A 19,897-nucleotide genomic window follows, 5' to 3' on the forward strand; every position below is an offset into this window, starting at 1 on the left:
TAGAGGTTCAAAAAACCGATAAGAGTCAATTACTTTTTTTCTGTTCTTGGTTAAAAACTTAATCTAAATCAAAAAAAGCTTCACTTCGTTCAAACATTTTTGAAACTTTGATCTAGAACAGGTTTTAGCTGTGTCGACTCGGTAATAATAGCCTCAACCAAACAAGACAAGTAGTTCGTGGAGAACAGCATGAAAACTAAATTAAGCATTGCATTACTGACTTCATTATTAGCACTCTCTCCTGTTGCAAACGCTAACTTAAGCGTCAACGTCGGTGCGATTAATGTTAACCCTGATAACGACAGTTCAAAAATCAACGAAGCACCTACTTTAGGTTTACGTGGTGATGACAATACACAAGTGGGTATCACTATCGATTACGCATTTAATGATAATTGGGTACTTGAGTTAGTTGCAGCAACCCCATTTAGTCATGATGTTCAAGGCACGGGAGGCTTAGCTGGCAACAAGATTGCTGACATTAAACAATTACCACCGTCGTTGATCGCGCAATATCACTTTTTAGATTCTACTTACAAATTCCGTCCATTTGTGGGTGTCGGTATCAACTATACAACGTTCTTTGATGAGCAGCCTTCAGCAGCGTTAAAAGCAACGCTGGGTACGAACGATGTAGAAGTAAAATTAGATGATTCATTTGGTTTTGCAGCACAAGCTGGTTTCAACTACATGATGAATGAAAACTGGGGTCTACACGGTATGGTCGCATTAATCGATATCGATACTGATGCAACCGTGTACGCAGATGGCGCAAAAGCACTCACATCAACGGTAGAAATCGATCCAGTTGTTACTATGCTAGGTGTTAAATACAAATTCTAACTTTCATTTTGTGAAAGCCCATACGCACAAAAAGGCCGCAAAGGCCTTTTTTATTGTCTTTTTATTCCTTTCTTCACAGCGCTAGTTGTATAAAATTAAAAGTAAAAATCTGCGAAGTATTAAATTTAAACTACACTTAACACTCGGTGCACAAACAAAGTACTAAAATTACAATTTTGGGTGTAAAAGTAGATGGCATGTTGCATTTATGAGGACAATATCTGAATTTTCAGAGTCAATGTTTGGTTGTTCCAATCTGTTAACGTCGATAGAATGCGTCCGCAGTAAATATTGCCCTAAAGAAATGTAAATAAAGTAAAAACGAGGATCATTTGTTTAAAGTAGTCGTGAATTTTTTGCTTTTATTTGTTTGTCTTGGTTTAGTGGCATGCAAAGTAAAAGATCCAAATGAGGATAAACCTCAACAACAAAAGCAAGATGTGATCGACGCACGTGAATCACTTTTAACAGGCCATGCTAGTGTTTCGCTGACTGTCGTTAATGACGACTTAACTCCCTTAAGTAACATTCCTCTGACTATTGCAGAGCAACAATATACGACTGACAATAATGGTCAGGTATTTATTGATAAGCTGGGTTACGGTAATCATGCCATTACAATTCAACAGAATGGTTACTTTACCAAAGTAGGTATTCTTGTAAATCACCCAAACTCGACAACCACACAAATCAAACTCCACGCCAAACCTGCAACGAGTAAAAGCCTGGTATTTGGGGGTGATTCAATGTTTGGACGTCGTTACTTAGACCCGAGTCTCGCAACAATGGGCACCACAATCCCCAATGTGAGTGACGCACTCATTCGTCCAGCGACAGCCGCAGCAGATAGCATCGCAATTACTAAAGATGTTGCTCCCCTGTTTAAATACGCAAATTTTGCTTCAGTCAATTTAGAGTCACCGATTACCAGTAACCCTGCTGTCGTTCATCCGACCAAAGAATTTAGCTTTTTTTCGTTACCTGATTCGTTACAAGGCTTAACAGAAATTGGGATTGATTACGTGGGACTTGGTAATAATCATATCTACGATTATTTACAAACAGGTTTAGAAGACACACTACTTGAAATATCAAACACAGGGCTGCTGTATAGTGGCGCAGGTCTTGATGAATTTGCTGCATTCAGCCCTATTACAGCACAGCTCGACACATTCAATTTAGTACTCTTTGCTGCTACATCAATTACCGGAAAAGAGCACGAATTTACTTACGTCACCGATGCAATGAAAGGCGGTGCTGCAGATTTAACAAATGCAGAGTATGTGCAAGAAACGCTTGAGAAAATACACCCAAGTAATTTTGTTATTGCGCAAATGCATGGTGGCGACGAATACACTTATTCTCCTTCGCGCTTTATTGCAAGTCGCTTAGTTGATTTATCAACGCAAAATACCGACTTACTCATTGCTCACCACCCTCATGTAGCACAAGGTTTTGCGGTATATAATAATGTGCCTGCCATTTTAGGGTTAGGTAACCTCGTGTTTGATCAAGCTCGCCTCGATACCTTATTAGGGGTAACGGTGATGGTCGAATTAGACTCACAAACTCAAACCGTTCAGCGTGCATTTGCCTACCCTATCTTTATTGAAGATTACAAACCACGTTTTACAACGGGCTTTTTAAGTCACTATTTATTAAGGCGCCTAGCCGAATTTTCAGACGATAATATTACGCTTATCCCCCGCGATAATTATGCTGAGGTGTACTTTAAAAAAGCACACGCAACCAAACGCAATCACAAAGTCAGCGTTGAAGTAAATTCACAGACTCCTATCCTTGATTTACGTGAGTATGCTCCCTCTTCTGCCGCCTATCTATCGGCAATAGAAGTCACCAATGGCACTTTAAATGAGCTTACTTTTGGGCGAGATTTAATGGTCTTTGGGGACTTTGAAGATTGGGATAACGACAGCGAGGCATTTGAAATTAGCCGCTGGGATCATAGCAGTAATAGCGTTTTACCCTGCACTGAAAACCCGCACAATGGCATTCAAGCTTTATGCTCAACACGCGATGAGTTTGATAATACCCCCTCAATCATTCCCTTTAGACACACAATGCGTGTGATGGAGCTAACTGATGAAAATTTTCAACCAATGCTTAGCAAGCAGTTTTCTTTATTTGGTTACATTCAATCTGAAAACGGCGGCAAGATAGAAAGCTTACTCACCTATACCACAGAGGTAGATGATCTGGCTTTTTCACAACATCAAGTCTTAATTAGTGAAGGTGGTGACAGAGCATGGCAATCCTTTAGTCACGATTTCACATTACCATCTGATGAATTTACATTAGGTCAAAAAAAACAACCACCTCGGGGTGTAAAACTACAATTTAGGCACTATGCTCCTAATAAGGGAGAGGCCATGACTCGCTTTGATGATATTGCGATGATTTCATGGCAAAAAAGCGTTGCACTGCAAAACAATCAGTGGAACACAGATAAAATGCACGGATATGACTTTTTAAAGGTCTCTGTAAACGATACAGCAAGCTTAACACTCACTTTTACTTCACTTGATTAAGGAAGAAGCGTGGCTGTCACTCAACGACTATTGTTATTAAAGAATCAGCATATTTTTTGGCTTACGCTTGGCTTGTTTGCTTTAGTGGTGATTAATAATGTTTTGAATCTTTTTCAAGCTAGTAATGCTTATTTCTATCAAAAGTTAGCATCGTTTGGTGAAACGCAGCAAACCAATATCGTACTTATAACAAGTAAAAACTTGGCTAAAAACCATTCAGAACTTATTGAAAAAATAACTGAATATAACCCCAAGGCCGTTATCGTTTTATCAAACCAAAATATAACACCTTCAATTACAAACCGTGTTTATTATCCTATAACGCAAAGCGAATACTGTGTACCACGTGTTGAAATGTGGTCAAGTTACCACATGCGAATCCCAGCCAATGATAAAGAGTCTCTGTGTAATAGCATCTGGCAAACTGTTTTTGGCTATGAAGGTCAGCAACCTCGGCTAATTGATTTTAAGTTAGCGGTCAGTGCTCTCCCTAAATTCAGTGCTGAGCGGGTTCTAAGCTCTGATGTTATGAGTGAACAATTAAAGAATAAAGTCATTATTGTTGGCCAAACAAGTTCTGCGTTTAATGTAAATATTCATGCTCCTAAGTTAACGGGATTGAACGATCCTCTCCTGCTTATGGCCTATGCCGCAGACAGTATCGAAAAAACAACCACGGTGATAGAGCTTAAACCTAGTTATAGCGCCCTCATTGAACTTGCTCTGGTAATTAGCCTGCTGTTTAGCTTTCAAAAACTGGCTGTTATTTACTCATTTGTCATTGCCTTGGCAAGTTGCCTTTTCTGGGTCGTGGTCAGTTACCTTGGTATCGAGTTTGCTGCTGTTTATATCCCTGTTGGCCAATACATTATTGTTATCTTTTCGACCCTTTTTTCGGCTTTGATTGTACGAAAACTATCTGAAGATAAAGCGCTAACGGGGGTTGTAAATAATATCCAACAGAAAATGATGGGCCGTTTTTTACCGCAAACCTTTATTGAGCAAGCCTCTCCATGGGATCCAATAATTCAACTAATAAGCCAGCAATTAGATCTCGAAAAATCAATTTTTTTGGCGAGAAAAGAAGATGATCATCGCATTGTTGAAATAAGAGCGATCAATTGCGAACTCGACAATATCCAAGAAATGCGCCGTGACTACAAACGATCCCCGTACAGTGACGCATTAAAAGCACTGGGTATTGTAAAGATTAGCCGACCTTTTTTTAAAAATGTGCTCAACACTGAAATAGAGTTTATGGTCCCCCTCGTATACGCGGGCGATGTTCGGGGTTTTTGGGCTTTATCGGTTATTCCAAATGAGACTTTTGATCGACACGCCTTTGAGAAAAATGTGAACAAATTTGCAGCACAAGTCGCTGAACTGCTCTTTCATTATCATATCTATAAAACAACTCAGGCGAAGAATCAGAACTTACTCAATAGACTTGTCTCGTTCAAACTACATGAACCAATCGATCAGCAAGTTAAACGTTCGCTCAATGACATGGAGCAAAAGTTAACAACCTTAGAGTTGGTGTTTAATCATACACGCTGCGCAACGGTTCTCTTTAACCTGTTCGGTCAAGTCGTACAAACAAATGCAGCGTTAGAACACTTTGCTAAACAACATCAGCTTACCATTTTTGAAATGACAGCCTTAGATTTGTTATGTCATAGCTGCGCCCTTGATAGCGAAGTAGCCAAAGGTAAATTGCGCTATGTCACATTAAATAAGGCGGATATTCATTTACCGGCAGTCCTTAATAATCAACATTATGTTTTAAATATAAAAGCGATTCATACCGATGGATCGCAAACCGCTTCGGGTGAACCATTTCAAGTATCGGGTATTTTATTTGAATTTCTCGATACCTTTGAGAATGAGCCACAACTCGACGACGGTTATAATGAAACCCTGAGTGAGCAATAATGGACTTTGTCTTAGCTCTCTTTCCTGCAGGCAGTGGCCTTGGACAGTCAGTTATTACCACCGTGTGGGTGGGTACGGCCGTTGTTTGTCTATTGAACTTACGTTTTGGTTTCCCATTAACGGGGCTTGTGGTGCCAGGTTATATCGTGCCTTTGCTCATCATCAGTCCCACATCTGCCGTCGTTATCATTATTGAAGCAATCGTTGTGTATGGCTTAATGCGATTTAGCGCACATTACATAATGGAAAAATGTGGTTATGGCGAGATGTTTGGTCGTGACCGGTTTTTTGCCATTATATTGCTGAGTATTTTAGTACGTGTTTGTATGGACACGTTAGTGTGGCCTCCCGTTGCCAATCAATTAAGTCAGTGGGATATTACCCTAGACTACGCGTCACAACTGTACTCTTTGGGTCTTGTGATTATTGCTTTAACAGCGAATGTAATGTGGAATGGCGGCTTCAAATACGGTCTAAAAGTCACCTTTATTCAACTTTTGATCACCTTTGTGCTCGTTCGCTTCGTACTGATGCCGTTTACTAATTTCAGTATTGCTAATTTAGGTATTATGTACGAAGCCGTTGCGGCATCCATTATTGCCGCTCCCAAAGCCTATATTATTTTAGTGATCACGGCCTTTATTGCCTCAAGAGCAAACATAAAATACGGCTGGGAATTTAACGGAATAATGCTACCCGCCTTATTAGCACTTCAGTTAACTCAACCTAGTAAACTGTTGACCTCTTTCGCTGAAACAGCGGTCATTTTAGTGTTAGGCGGCTCGTTAATTCACTTTACTCGCCTTAAGCACGCCAATATTGAAGGCGCTCGATTACTGCTATTCTTCTTCACTATTGGCTTCGTGTATAAACTAATTCTCAACTACATTGTGGTGTGGTATTTCCCCGCTATAAAGGTCACAGATACGTTTGCATTTGGTTATATGCTTGCCACTTTACTTGCACTCAAAATTTACCAAAAAAACGCATTAGGGCTGGTGATCAGGGCAACATTTCAAACTTCAGTCGTTGGGGGGGCATTTGCTATTTTGGTTGGTTTTATTGTGATGCTTGTACCGTCAATGCTGTCAAAACACACTGAGACTTCAGACATTCAAAGTCACCACGTATTCACCCTTGACCAGCAAATCAGCCGTTACAAAAGTTATTTATATACCGCACAGTCAAACAAAGTCACCGTGAGTAGCTATAAAGCAAATCAAGCTGTCACTGATTTTAAATATGGGGTTTACCAAGTTAATCAGGCGATTAAAAATAATCAATCGATAGCCAGTCTTAACGCGCTGTTTAACCCGATAGGATTCAGACTTGAAAGTGATGAAGACTATATTTATATAATAGACACGTTTGAAGATCAGCAGCGCGGTCTTTTCGTATTAAATAAAAATCCGCAATCAGCGCCTTTATTGATCACCGTACCATTTCCTATCACCGAAAGTTTAGCAAGTGATTCAGCAGGGCTTATATTTCAGCACCTCAAAAGCAAAGCGCTGGTTTATGGTACCGCAAAGACGCCACAACAAACGTTAGCCCAAGAAAACCAACAAAGTCCTTTCTATCAGGCATTTATTACGGCACTTAACACTGATGAAGTATTGCAGGTACGTGAGTCTAACCACTTTACTAAAGTCTCTTTAACTGATTCTCCAGCAAAAACACAGAGCCAATATTGGATTTATAATCAACTTCCTGCATCAATAAGCCAACGAGAAATTCACCAATTTATGGGGTCTGAAGAAACGTTCTTTGGTAGCGCAACAGTAAATAGTCTACCCACCTCACAATTTTCGGGCTCCTTGCTTGAGGTGTTTTTAGATAGCGACAACTACGCGAGTATATTAGCCAATGCTTATCGCGATAATAAACGCTACAGCACACTTCAGTTTAATAAATTAGAACGAGACATTAACCAAATCATTGATGATTTTTCTGTGCATATCAGTGAAAAAGGCAGTTTTAAATATCAACCGCTGTCTAAAAACCAAGTGGCCCTTTGGGAGTTCGAAATACTTAAACCACTGTATAAATTAATTGCACAGATAGGAAATGATCCTCTCAATGAGAATAACCTAAATCAGTTAAAACAAATTAATGGCACTGCTGAGTTACTTAACTACCAATTACAACAGGTCCAGACAATGAGCGGCCGCTATTTACTATTGAGCCCTCAGGACAAAAACCAAGCGTATCAGCAAGGTCAGGGCTTATATATCTTTAAGTTAAGTGAACATGAGTCTATCACTCTTAGTGTTCCCCGCCCTTTATTTGAAAGTAATACATTGGCTGTTGCCAGCGAGTTGTTCAGCCGCACCAATGCAGCTTACTTAGCAATTGCGGGTGCTCATCCGTATGCACATCCAAAAGCGAATGTATTAGCCGTCGATAATGTAGGGTCGTTATTTAATATCGTTCATCAAAGCTACTTACGCTTTAATGAAATGACACCCAGTTTAAACATTCAGATAAGAAGCCACAGCGCGCCTTCTTGGGTGCGCCCGAATGCTATCGCGTTCTCGACGACACAGATTAATGAGCTTGCCACACCACTGATGAATCAACTGAGTAATCAGTTAACGGCTTTGGGGATTAAGTATCAAGTTGTTGAAGGACAAACAGCAACTAGAGGGCTTGAAATTGGTAGCTCTCCTCAAGCGGGCTATCAACAATTTAATGCGAATAGCGAGCTGGCAACCTTGTGGTTAGCGTCTGATTTCAAAACACAATTTTCAGTAAGCCAAAGCAGTTTGTTACAGCGTTTACTGGCTATTTCGAACACCCCAACACTAACAGTGATCAATCTCGCTACTTTGTCGCCGTCGAACTGGCAAGCGTTAAGCGACCTTGATAAGCAAAATATGAAGAGCATTATTGATAGCTACGCCGCGAACCAACGTCTCACGTCTTTGGCACGATTATGCAACGAAATGAATAAATGTTCACTGCACACAATTGAGTTAGAGCATGTCAATAAATATGCTTTGATGTTCAAACACAACAGCAAAGTCACAGCCATATATTACCCCACTAAAAATCAGCTATTTGACCTAGATGGGTTTAATCTTATGATGAGCGGAGGCGACAGTGTATTTAATTAAACGCTTGCTTGCGCTACTGGTTATTGTCAGTGTGGTATTCACCCTACTGTTCTTAGGTCGACACTTTTTTGTTTGGCTCGATTCAGCTGAGCCTATTGGTGCCAGCACAGGCGAAGAAACACGCTCTAATGTGCAATGGTTGAGTAGCGATAAGCCATTGCGATTCAATTTTTCGAATCAGCGGACCCACTCGTTGCGCATTCTTTCTAATGCCGTATTTGATAACTCGATTTCTTTTGATCAACCGGTTAACTACGCTATTAAGTATGTTCTGTATGACCAACAAGAGCGTGTGATTTTAGACGATATTTATCATCATGCTTCTAAGCTGTACACCGACTTAGACGGCCAAAAAGTTAAGCAAATTATTGAAAACAAACAATCCTTGAGTGTTGCCTCGGGACAATCTTTTTACTTACCCATAGCTCATTACCCACATGCGACCAGCTTAGAGCTGACTATGATCCCCGAACAGGCTAATCTTCAAGGAGTGGTCGTTCGTGTGCATGCTAAAACCCCTGAACAAAGTATTGATCCTCTTAACACATGGCTTAAAAGACCATTAGATCGCCGTCAACGGGCAACAAACTATTTAACGTTAGGTGAAAATGCCTTAACCAGTAACGAAATCAGTAATGCGATGGCTTATTGGTGGCAGAAAATCGCCCCGCAAGGTATTCCAGATATCGACTTTAAATCTGATATTCTCTACGAAAGCCTCCCCTATAACGTGTTGACCTATGACTTTAGTGTTGAGCAGCACGATTTAGGTGCTTACTTTACCGAAGAGGGTTTATGCGCCAGCGTTCGCTTAGATGAACCCGACAGCCTTATTTTCACCGTCAAAGAAGGCGCAAAACTGCCACATTTAATGTGGTATGACAAACTGCAATTCTCGGCGCCGACGCCTGTCAGCTTTGCTCCTACCGATATCGAAAACCGCTATCAAACACAGCTCATTGCAGCTGGATTAGTGAGTATTTGTAGTGATGAAGCGATACTTACTCAATGGCAAACTCTCTCAGACACCCCAATTTTAACGAGTTATGCTGGCAGTTATTTAATAAATGAGCTAGGCAATGTCGAGTTTGATATTGACCCCAAAAGTGACTTAAAGCTAGACGTACGTGCTTTAGAAACAAGTCAGTTAGAGGTCGTTTTATTTGATCAAACACACACAGAAATCGAACGCTACTCTTTAGCGCATAAAGGCGACGTCTCACACTACGATCGCCTTATAGACGATACAACGCAAAGGCAGCGTGTTGGTTTACTCACCTCGTATTATTTGCGCACGCCAGCTAATGCGTATCGAGTACAAATAAAGGCGAATAAAGACACTTATGTCCAGTTGCGCGCTCGTTACGCACAATTTCATTATCAGCGTGTAGTTGCTCATCAAAATATCACAACGCCGATTGATCAATTTTATGATATTGCAGCGTGGTACGAACTACGCGCGAATAATCATTTTGAATTAACACAGCAGGCACGTTTTGCCAATATTCGAACCTTTACGCCCCCTGCTGAAGTTGAGCCAATGACGACCTTTTATCAGCCAAGAGAGCTTTACACTCTACTGCCTATTTCAAATGTGGCCCTCGCACTTAGCCCTGACCGTTACTTTATACCTAAACAACCGGCACAAATTTTTAACTTTGGACTTTACACACCTAAGACCCCAGCCAGTTATTCTGATACGGGTGATAACAAACTGATTTTTAAGTTGTCTAATACCCGTGCTCAAGAACGTAATGCATCAGATGTGTCAGCGACTGAGTTAAAACAATTACAAAATAAAGCAACGGCAACCTATCAAAACTGGCATGGTGAGAGACCGTGGATTAAACAACGCCTCTATCAACTCAATAAAAATACGCCTTTGATACTCAACTTTGATGCGCAAGAACAACCAATGAGTGTGGTCTTTAAGCTGTTTCGTTCGCGCAGTGCACAGCCTATTGAGTTTAACATTCTTGAAAAAGCTAATTACAAATCAGGATTAACCAGCGAGTACAGTATCGCTAAACAGCGTGTTCAATTGCATAGCTCAGAATTACTTAACGCGTTTCTAATTCATCCAAAAAATAGCCAATTAAATAGCTACCCTAGCGTCACGCATACGGTATCAAGTGACATAAATAAACTGCACTCACTGACAATTAGCGCATCTGAGACAGTCTGGTTATCGATACTTCAGGAGTACCCGCTGGGGGAGCAAAAAGTAAGGTGGTGGAACAATGAATATTAAGTTTATCATCATTATCACGGGGTTATTGGTCTCGGCATGCCAAGCTGAATCAAACATCTCTGAACTTCATACCGACTTTCAGCAGTGGTTAAAAAATAGCGAGGCCGTCCCTTCCCATTTCACGTTAAAGGATGGAGGGTTATACGCAAAGAAATCATTAGATTCTGGCGGTGAAATACATTTTAAAGAAACCGGATATGCCTGTATTGCGTATGCCCCACACCGCTTCTATGACCTGCATACTTTAGATATTGCACGCTCCCTATTTAATGACTGCCAGGTACTCCTTACCAATACCAAGCACCGCACAAGTCGCGACGCAAATGGCGTGCTTATTGACTTTGGTAAATATAAAGAAAGTGCTGCAAATGCATTTATTTTAGCTTATGCGGATACCGTTGAGTCTTTTACCATTTTCCAATTACATGGATTCGCCAAAGAAAAACGTAAAACTAATCAAGGCAGAAAAGCCGACATTATTGTCAGTCAAGGTCGTGAAAATGCATCGTTATTTACACGTAATATCACCGACTGCTTAAATGAAAAACTAAACATTGCTGTGATGCTCTATGGCCGAGATATTTATGAGCTTGGAGGAACAAAAAATATACTCACAACCCTTGCGCCAAGCAATAGTCAATTTATCCATATTGAATTAAGCCGCGAAATTCGCGAAAAATTAATTACTGATAACCACTTATTAAAGCTGTTTAAACAATGCCTTACTTCGTAATTGCTCTCGTTAGTATAACGCTGCTGCTATGTCAGCCAGCCAAAGCCTCACAGCCAAAACACGCCGTGCTGATGCCCCCTACTTGGTTAAACACATCACCACACTTATCGCCTTTGGCGACAACGCAGCACCTAACTTTTGATGCCAAACAGCACCGTTATTTGTGGCTACCTGAAGGTCATTGGCTTGAAATAGCCCCTGCACTTTTAAATCAGTTTATTCTAAGTGCAGGGAACACGCAGTATTTACAACAACGCTTACGCGTTCACAGCGACTTACTTTGTAATACCAAACGCTGTCAGCTGCCAGCCACTGGGCATAACCGCATTATTGCCATACAAAATCATCTCGACGAGCGTGCTGAATTTACTGCCATGATAGGCCATTACCAAGGCGCAAGAGACAGCTTTAGGCGCGCCATAAAAATAGCCGCTCCTTCCATACAACTAAGCTCTGCCCAAGGAAATGAGCGGTATTATGCGCTCAAAAAAAATGAAGAAGTGAAGCTGTTTTTTCCTGCTGCAAAAAAACTAACGATCTCTGTACGTCAAAATATGCAGCAGCCCGATCCTAATGGTGTGGTGTACGCATCTATTGATAACGAACTGGTTGCCAGAGTAAATACCATAAATAGCCAAGCATTTGAGTTTAGCGAATACGATGTTGGACTTGTAAACAGTGACTACCTTGCCATTGCGGCTGGGCAGTATTTAACTCTTAAAAGTCACACCAATGCGTATATTAAAATAGAGCAAAGCCACCGCGCTATTTATGATGACCGCGCAGCCGAAAAAGAACAAGAAAAACTGTTACTCCCCTATTGGCTAACCACCGCAAATGAAGCGATTGAATCGGTTTATAACACACACTCTTTCAGTGTGTTTAGCGATGATGTGTACACACAAAACAACCCGCTTTCGCTAAAACGTCATTATAACTTATTATCGATGATGACTGTGCAATCAAACCTCACTGGCAGTACTGAGCATTCATCACTACAAATGCATAGCAAAACCATTAGCGAATTAGTGGAGCAACGCCTCGTTGATGAGCGGTTTTACCCACGTATTAATCAGCAAGTGCGCGAATTAACCTACCTTGGACACCAACCCATTGAGTTCGATTTAAGCATTCAACAACGTGCAACGCCGTGGTTAACCCTTATTGCAAAAACACAACAAGACACCCAATTTCAGTTAACCGCGGGTGAGCGTAATTGGCTTATAAACCTAAAAGCGACCGAACATTATCAAACACTTATGATTTCGGTGCCTATTTCAACCTCATCGGTAACGATTAAAAGGCTAACCAACACCTCGAAGCCTATCGATTTTGCCCTGTATGCGAGAACACTCGCCTCCTTACCGAGTGACGAATTACTGTATCAGCAACAGGGAGACCTCAGTGAAACAAGCCCTATTATCGCTAATTTATTGAGTCGTTATTTAAACAAACAACATGACGACTATGTGGCTTCAATCGAACCCTATACACCGGCTTTGCAAAATAACCCCGATATAGACTGGCAAGCGTCACTCACAAAAGCACAACATATTGCTACATCAGCGCCTCTAGAAGCACTGGCTTTATTGAAACCGTTGAGCACAAGCCCAGACCCTGATATTGCAATTCAAGCATGGCAGCTAAGAGTAGCCATACTGCGTGAACAACATCAGTTTCACCTTGCCAACAGTTACCTTGAAGGCTTGTATAAAAGCGCGCAGCACGCTCAGTTAAAGCACTATGCCGCACAAGCCCTTGTTCGTGCCTATCAAGCAGAACAAATCGAGCATAAACTTTTTGCATTATGTGCAGGGAACGTGAGGACAATAGAGCAATGTGAAGCTCAACTTATAAACCTCGCAGTAAAACAGCAAAAGAATCGTTTAGCAGTATGGCTTGCACATCACACCCAGGCGCAAACACAGGTTGAACACAGTTTTAGTGCACTCAATTATCAGAGTTTAACGGAACTTGAAAAACCTGAAGAGGCACTTTATCAACGCTCTATTGGCTCGCAATACGCGTTTATTAACCCAGAAGGAAAGCAACAAAGCACCCTCGTTAATAACGATATACCTTGGGTATTTACCGCTAACCGCGCAATGCATTTAAGCATAAAGGCGCGGACTAAAGCCGATCAAAGTGGTGAATATCATACCGCGTGGTTGAAAGCTGATAGTCAGTATCAGCATAAGTTAATGCCCATTTTTAGTGATATAGCGGCCACATCCCAATTCGTCAGTAATCAGCAAGCAGTCTCTATTGCCGCTAATTTGGTTATTAGCTTGCAAGCCGGTGAAACGCTCACTGTGACCACCAATCAAGCTGCTTACCTTGATATAAGTGTTATTCCAAAGCCGTTATTTGCACTTTTTGATTATTATTCTGATGCCACCACTCAAGCAACCAGCGATGATATTAGCTCGCTTATTCATGCGTACGATACAACGCCAAACAAACTCCTTATCAATGGGTTGTATCTACTATCTGAAAAACGTCTTAGCAATAATCAGTACACACAACTGCTGCAACGAATCGACACACTTCCCCCCTCTGCCCATTCGGTTTTCTTACAAAATAGAATTGAACGCTTTGGTCAGTGGCAGCCCATTGAAAACATGCTCGATTACGCTGGTACACGTCTGTTTAATATGCAAGAGACTGAACAACGTAGTTTTGCCGATAGGTTTGCTCAACACACGACTCAATCCGCACCAGAGCAAGGGATCTTATTACGCCCTTTTCATACTTTATACGTTGATTTAACGAAGACTGAAGGCACACAAATTCGCTTTAAATTTAACTTTTCTAGCGCAGAATTAGCGCGTGCAAATAGAGCAAATATCTCTTTTCAGTTAGCAAATCAACAAAAGGTGTGGTCTGTTTCTGAGCAGCAAAGCATTCCATTCACTTTTAATAAGCAAGAGTTAAGCAACAATACAATTGCCGTACGTTGGCTCAACCCATACCTGTCGCAACAGCTTGCTATTGAAGCAGAGCAATATATTGCGGGGCAATGGAAAGCGTTGCCGCTACCAACAAATTTAGCGTTTTATACTGTATCAGCTGATACGCCACTTATTGCTAACTTACCTGCCGATACATTAGTAAAACTAGAAGAGATGAATGAAAACAAACGCAGCGAGCGTCGTTTTTTCCATCCAGCAGGTAAAATTGAAGTGCGCACGGATCAATTAAAGTATGTACGCCTCTATCGTTGGCATTTAAGTGAAAGAAACAACAAGATTACGAGTTTTTCTGACATCGATACGCCACTGCCAGAACTAATCACTTATCAGGCACCATCAGCACCTAAAATAGTGAATAAGCAAGCCACTTTGCATAGCGATGAGACCAACCTACAAGGCTTTATTCGCTTTGATCGACAACATATATTTCAAAGTGCAGAAGACATTCCTGCACAACAAGAAACCGACATAGGTGTGAGGCTTCGCTTTAATGATCAACAACATTGGTATCAATTAGAAGGCTATTATGCGTTTGACGAAAAGCAGCATGACTTCATTGCCTTAAATGGTTACCACTCTTGGCTTGATGACACGAGTCATTGGTTTATCGATTCACAGATCACAAGTCGATGGCAGCTTAGTCGTGATAACTCAGATAGCCAATACGCGTTAAATGGCGCGATTAGTATTGGACAAGTATGGCGCCAAGATACAGTGCATCGGCATCAATGGTCTGTTGCCCCTTTTATTCACACCAGTAGCGCAGACTTAAACGACTACCTCAATGACAAGAAACTAAACTCAAATATTTTTAATTTTTATCGTGAAAATCATGCTTCTGGCTGGCAAGGTTCTTACCAATATCGCTACCAACCTTGGGTAGATAACTACCTCAACTTTGGTGTTGCATCTGGCTCAAATGATGATTGGCTAAGTCTTGATTATTTGCGGTTTAACAGCAGTTGGAACCAATATTACCATGGTCACATTTTGCAAGTTGGTCTTGATAGCTACTACCGTTTTGCCGATGATCATCGTGCAACAGCCACGTGGCAGTACATCAGTCGGGTAGCTTGGCAAAAACAAATTGATATAGGCTCCTTCTCACAGGGTTGGCTAAAAATCAGTTGGCAGCAAGACTGGGGATGGAATAACCATAATATCAGTCTGGAATTTTCATCGGGCAATAATCAGCATACTGGCTTTGCTCCCTATGCCCATGATGAAATTATTTTTCCGACACTTCAACTTAACCATTTGCTAGAGCGAAGAGATTATGAGCAGTAAAGAACTTAAAAAACGCTTAGAAACCTTACTTTTTGCAGATATCGCAAGCTTTTGGTTAGATCTCTACAGGCAAAAATACCGTCAATTAGTCAACGAGCTAAGTCAGTGGGAATTGATCAAGAACCAACCAGACGGACACGACGAAGATGACTGGTTATTACTGCAAGCAATTGCCTTTTTAACTCATAAAATAGATACCCTACAACATCAACTTACAAAGTTAGATGCAGATCACAGCCGTTTTATAGAAAAGCTAAGTCATGCCGAACTCAAAGCAGAAAGACAGTTCCATATACTGGATTATGCGGCCACGTTAGGGGCTGATAAACAACAGTTACAACAAGATCAAGAAGCCTTCGCACGTTGGTTTGATGAAGGGGCCATGATCAACCGTTATCAAGATAAAGTGTCTGAACTTGAGCAATCATTAAAGTTTTTAATTGGTAAACTGGGCGACTTAACGCACCGTTATTTATGCCTTCATTTACATGAAATAGAGCAGTCATGGCAAACCGTAAATTTAGAAAGCTTTTTTTTAGATTTACTCGAACACACTGATAATGATGCAATAAAAAACTCTCTTTTTAGAGCCTTGGCAAACCAAGTTACTTTATTAAGCGAGCATGTGGACGATCCGGAATTTAGCGCGGATCTGGTTGAAATGCTGTTACTCTCGCTTGAAAAATCAACCACTCCACATGCAGCCAAAGTGGATATATTAGAAATACTGATCAACCTTCGCCCCACCTTTACCCGTTATTTCATGCGTTCGCACATTGACTTAGAGGTCCCAAATACGGGTAAAGTTGACCGCCAGCAATTATTTTTACTAAGCGCTTTTTCAGCCATCATCAGTAAACAACAAACGCTCAATGAGGCAAATCAAAACCTGTTACAGTTGCTGGCAGCTCACCCCTACCCGCGCGTGCGTCAAAGTGTGATAGAACAATGTTTTATTTTGCCGTGCTCATTCGCACTTGCACTAATAACCGAGCGTTTAGAAAAAGAAACCCACCTCGCAATCAGGCTCACATTAATTAAACAATTAACCGCAACCCGATTTAGCGATGGGCAACACAGCTTGATTATTTGGCAACAGCAACTTATGCAAGCTCAACATTTTGCAGAGCAACGTTTATTGCTCGAACTTGCACCACGTATTATGTTTAATTTACAGGTTGAGTGTGAGGAGCAACAAGCCAATACGATTTTCAAGCGCTTCATCGACACCTTAAATAAACACCTTGAAGCACAACAAAACCTTGCCATAAAGCGGATTATTAGCCGTGTCCGTGAACAACTTGTCAGTTTTATGCACCAACAACACGTTGCTGAACTCGAGGCAAACTTAAACACCCATTCGTCAATCAATAACCAAAACATTGACGAAGCACTACTAGGCCGGCTTTTAAGTCAACAGGCTCAAAAATATGAAGCCTACAATGTGAGTCAAAAGAAACAAGGTTGGCACATAAATCAAGGTTATCAACGCGGCTTCCGCTTTTGGCGCTTTTGGCATGAATTTAAAAACCCCAGTACAGGTAAGCGCCAAAGCTATAACCATTTACAAGCAAGAAAACCCAGTGCATACATGCATGTTCCTAGCTGCACTGTCGCAGAAATTAGCCAAACAGATGTCCCCGGCGAACCGCGATTTGATGACCTACAATTTAGTTCGCGTCCTCATTTGCCATTGCTCGACTTTCTTTTAAGTACTTTATCGCAAGATAACTTAAAAGCCCCAGCGAAAACCTATACCCCTGATGGCATATTAGTTGTAACACCACCCAAAACAGTATTTAAACGCATTCAAGCATACTGCTGGATTTCACTTAACTTTGAAGAACTTAATAATTTACGAAACGGCTCTGACATAGAGCAAAATAATTTTTTAAATGCTTTAAGAGCGAAAGGATTTACATTTGATTTCCAACAATATGGTGCGGTACTCGATAGCGACTTCCCGGTAGAATCAAGTATTGCGACTCTGTATAAAAAACTCGCTGTTACCCCTTTTATGTTTAATATTTGGGTGAGTTTTAAAGAATATGCCTATTCAATTTATCAAAACAGTATTGGTCAGCTGGTATTTTTCGTGCTGGCTTTCATAGGTTACTTTTGGACACGCCACATAAAAGTGAGCCGCCAAATTCGCGCCGACAGAGCGCAAATTCCAGTATCTATTGGTGGTTGGGGTACTCGCGGAAAATCAGGTACAGAGCGATTAAAAGCAGCACTGTTTAGTAGCTTGAGTTTAAAGCTAATCAGTAAAACAACAGGCTGTGAAGCCACATTAATTTATGCAAGAGCCAGTGGAGAGCAATTCGAAATCCCCTTGTTCAGACCATTCGATAAAGCCAGTATTTGGGAGCAAGGTGATGTGCTTCATTTTGCAAAAAATGTTAAGGCCGATGTGTTTTTGTGGGAATGCATGGGGTTAACACCTCGTTATGTCCGTATTCTGAGAAACTGGATGCAAGATAACTTTTCAACAATAACCAATGCATACCCAGATCATGAAGATATATTAGGCCCCACAGGCATTGATGTTGCAAACGAAACAAGTCATTTCATTGGTGAGAATAGCCTTGTTTTTACCAGTGAACAAAATATGGCGCCGATTTTAGAACTCAATGCCAAACGAAAAAATGCCAGTTTAATTCAAGTGCATTGGGCAGATGGTATGCAAGTTACTGACGATATTCGTGCTTTATACCCATATCAAGAACACCCCGCTAATATTGCACTTGTGTGTAAAATGGCGCAACACATCGGCCTTAGTAAAGACTATGTGTTTAAAGAAACCTCTGCACGCATTATTCCTGATATCGGCGTATTGCAACACTACCCACAGGCACGCATAGGCGCAATATCTCAGTCGTTTGTTAATAGCATGTCAGCCAATGAGCGCCTAGCAACACTAGAAAATTGGCAGCGATTAAGTCTTTATGATTTAAATAATAAAGCAGATACGCAAGTGATCGCCTTAATCAATAACCGCAATGATCGTGTGGCACGATCCAAGGTGTTTGCCGGCATTTTAAGCCATGATTTGCGATTTGACCGCATCGTTGTCATTGGTACTAACGTCGATGGTTTTTATAGTTATTACCTGCAAGCACTCACAGAGCGCATCGATAAAATTATCAGCAATAACGACACCAAAGCGCTTGAAATTTTACTCACTCAGCTTAATTTAATGTCATCTTGTCAACTAAAGGCACGTTTAGTTAACGCCTATGATGAAGATATTGCTGAGAAATTACTCTTGGTGGCGCACCGCACTTCTGTAAATAAAACCGATATCAGCGAAGTACTCACAGATGCGAGTAAAAAGGAAATTTCGACAATCCTATTAAACCTAAAACATTATCAAGCCCGAACAACTTTAGACTCTTTAAAACAAGACACATCTAAGCACAGTGAAGAAATCAAGCAGCAACTACTCAGTATTGCAAAATCAAAAGTGACCTTGCTTGATGATAGTAGTTTATCTGCGGATGCACTCACCGACACAATCTCTGACTTAGCATTAGCAAATACTCATCAAGTCATTGTTGGGATGCAAAATATTAAAGGTGTCGGCCTCAATTATGTTTATGCATGGCAACAGTGGCAAAAGATTTCACACTCGGTAGAACACCTTTTTGATGAGCAATGCACGGCCAAAGAGTTTAGAAGTACACTGTCTAATTTAAATATGATTGTGTCTTTCAATCGTTTAGATATTGATTATCTTCAAGAAAAACTAGCGCTTTTAAAGAAAAGTGCATTGGCGCAAAATGAGTTTTGCCAAGCTGAGATCACAAGTCTATTCAACAAACTAGATAAAACAGATAACAAGCAACAACACACACAACAACATCAACATGCTTTTACACGTTACTTTAACCAAGTCGTTGAATCTTTTTTAGATGCTGGGGCTGCTGTTAAACGTAAAAAGCGCGCAAATCAAATTTACCAAGACATTGCTGATCAACGCATCACATTAGAAAAAGCCATAAAAGTATTGGGTAAGTTAAATCGAAATCAAAAAGCGGGGTGGTTTGCGAACAAGTCAGAACAAGATTAACTAAATAATGACAAAGTAAAATAAAAACCATACTAAAGGAGGTTTAGCATTTTAAACCTCCAAAGCAATTGAAAAATCAGAATTTTCCCAAAGATAAAACAACTGTTTTATCGTCAATAAGTTACCTAATTATTAGGGTATT

Annotated in this window: 8 protein-coding genes; all 8 read left to right on the forward strand. The window is 40.8% G+C overall.

Annotation, left to right across the window (positions count from 1 at the left end; translation table 11 throughout):
- Nucleotides 1–189: 189 nt before the first annotated feature.
- The 8 genes from GZH31_RS11090 (at nt 190) to GZH31_RS11125 (ending at nt 19,755) form a co-directional block, all read left to right on the forward strand.
- Entirely contained in the window at nt 190–843 is a 654-nt protein-coding gene (locus GZH31_RS11090) for an OmpW family protein (protein WP_074989548.1), read from the forward strand.
- Nucleotides 844–1,190: 347 nt separating this feature from the next.
- Nucleotides 1,191–3,392, forward strand: a complete 2,202-nt coding sequence (locus tag GZH31_RS11095) for a CapA family protein (RefSeq protein ID WP_257473655.1) — start codon at nt 1,191–1,193, stop codon at nt 3,390–3,392.
- Nucleotides 3,393–3,401: 9 nt separating this feature from the next.
- Nucleotides 3,402–5,324: a hypothetical protein gene (locus tag GZH31_RS11100; RefSeq protein WP_180310987.1), complete on the forward strand. Its 1,923-nt coding sequence runs from the start codon at nt 3,402–3,404 to the stop codon at nt 5,322–5,324.
- On the forward strand, nt 5,324–8,440 hold the full coding sequence (locus GZH31_RS11105) for a poly-gamma-glutamate biosynthesis protein PgsC/CapC (RefSeq protein ID WP_180310988.1): 3,117 nt from the start codon (nt 5,324–5,326) through the stop codon (nt 8,438–8,440). The genes GZH31_RS11100 and GZH31_RS11105 overlap by 1 nt, the downstream gene beginning before the upstream one ends.
- A complete protein-coding gene (locus GZH31_RS11110; protein ID WP_180310989.1) occupies nt 8,427–10,691 on the forward strand; it encodes a hypothetical protein in 2,265 nt (754 codons plus the stop codon). Before GZH31_RS11105 ends, GZH31_RS11110 begins: the two co-directional genes overlap by 14 nt.
- The gene (locus GZH31_RS11115; protein ID WP_118844466.1) at nt 10,681–11,424 is read left to right on the forward strand and encodes a hypothetical protein; all 744 of its coding nucleotides are present in this window, start codon (nt 10,681–10,683) and stop codon (nt 11,422–11,424) included. The genes GZH31_RS11110 and GZH31_RS11115 overlap by 11 nt, the downstream gene beginning before the upstream one ends.
- The gene (locus GZH31_RS11120; protein ID WP_118844467.1) at nt 11,409–15,683 is read left to right on the forward strand and encodes a hypothetical protein; all 4,275 of its coding nucleotides are present in this window, start codon (nt 11,409–11,411) and stop codon (nt 15,681–15,683) included. Before GZH31_RS11115 ends, GZH31_RS11120 begins: the two co-directional genes overlap by 16 nt.
- Entirely contained in the window at nt 15,673–19,755 is a 4,083-nt protein-coding gene (locus tag GZH31_RS11125) for a poly-gamma-glutamate synthase PgsB (RefSeq protein ID WP_180310990.1), read from the forward strand. The genes GZH31_RS11120 and GZH31_RS11125 overlap by 11 nt, the downstream gene beginning before the upstream one ends.
- The last annotated feature ends 142 nt before the right edge of the window (nt 19,756–19,897 follow it).

Source organism: Pseudoalteromonas sp. JSTW (genome assembly GCF_013423925.1).
GTDB lineage: Bacteria > Pseudomonadota > Gammaproteobacteria > Enterobacterales > Alteromonadaceae > Pseudoalteromonas > Pseudoalteromonas lipolytica.

What these genes read in the sequence shown, in the direction of transcription:
- GZH31_RS11115 (WP_118844466.1), top strand. Translation starts at nt 10,681, where the DNA reads ATGAATATTAAGTTTATCATCATTATCACGGGGTTATTGGTCTCGGCA.
- GZH31_RS11090 (WP_074989548.1), top strand. Translation starts at nt 190, where the DNA reads ATGAAAACTAAATTAAGCATTGCATTACTGACTTCATTATTAGCACTC.
- GZH31_RS11120 (WP_118844467.1), top strand. Translation starts at nt 11,409, where the DNA reads ATGCCTTACTTCGTAATTGCTCTCGTTAGTATAACGCTGCTGCTATGT.
- GZH31_RS11105 (WP_180310988.1), top strand. Translation starts at nt 5,324, where the DNA reads ATGGACTTTGTCTTAGCTCTCTTTCCTGCAGGCAGTGGCCTTGGACAG.
- GZH31_RS11125 (WP_180310990.1), top strand. Translation starts at nt 15,673, where the DNA reads ATGAGCAGTAAAGAACTTAAAAAACGCTTAGAAACCTTACTTTTTGCA.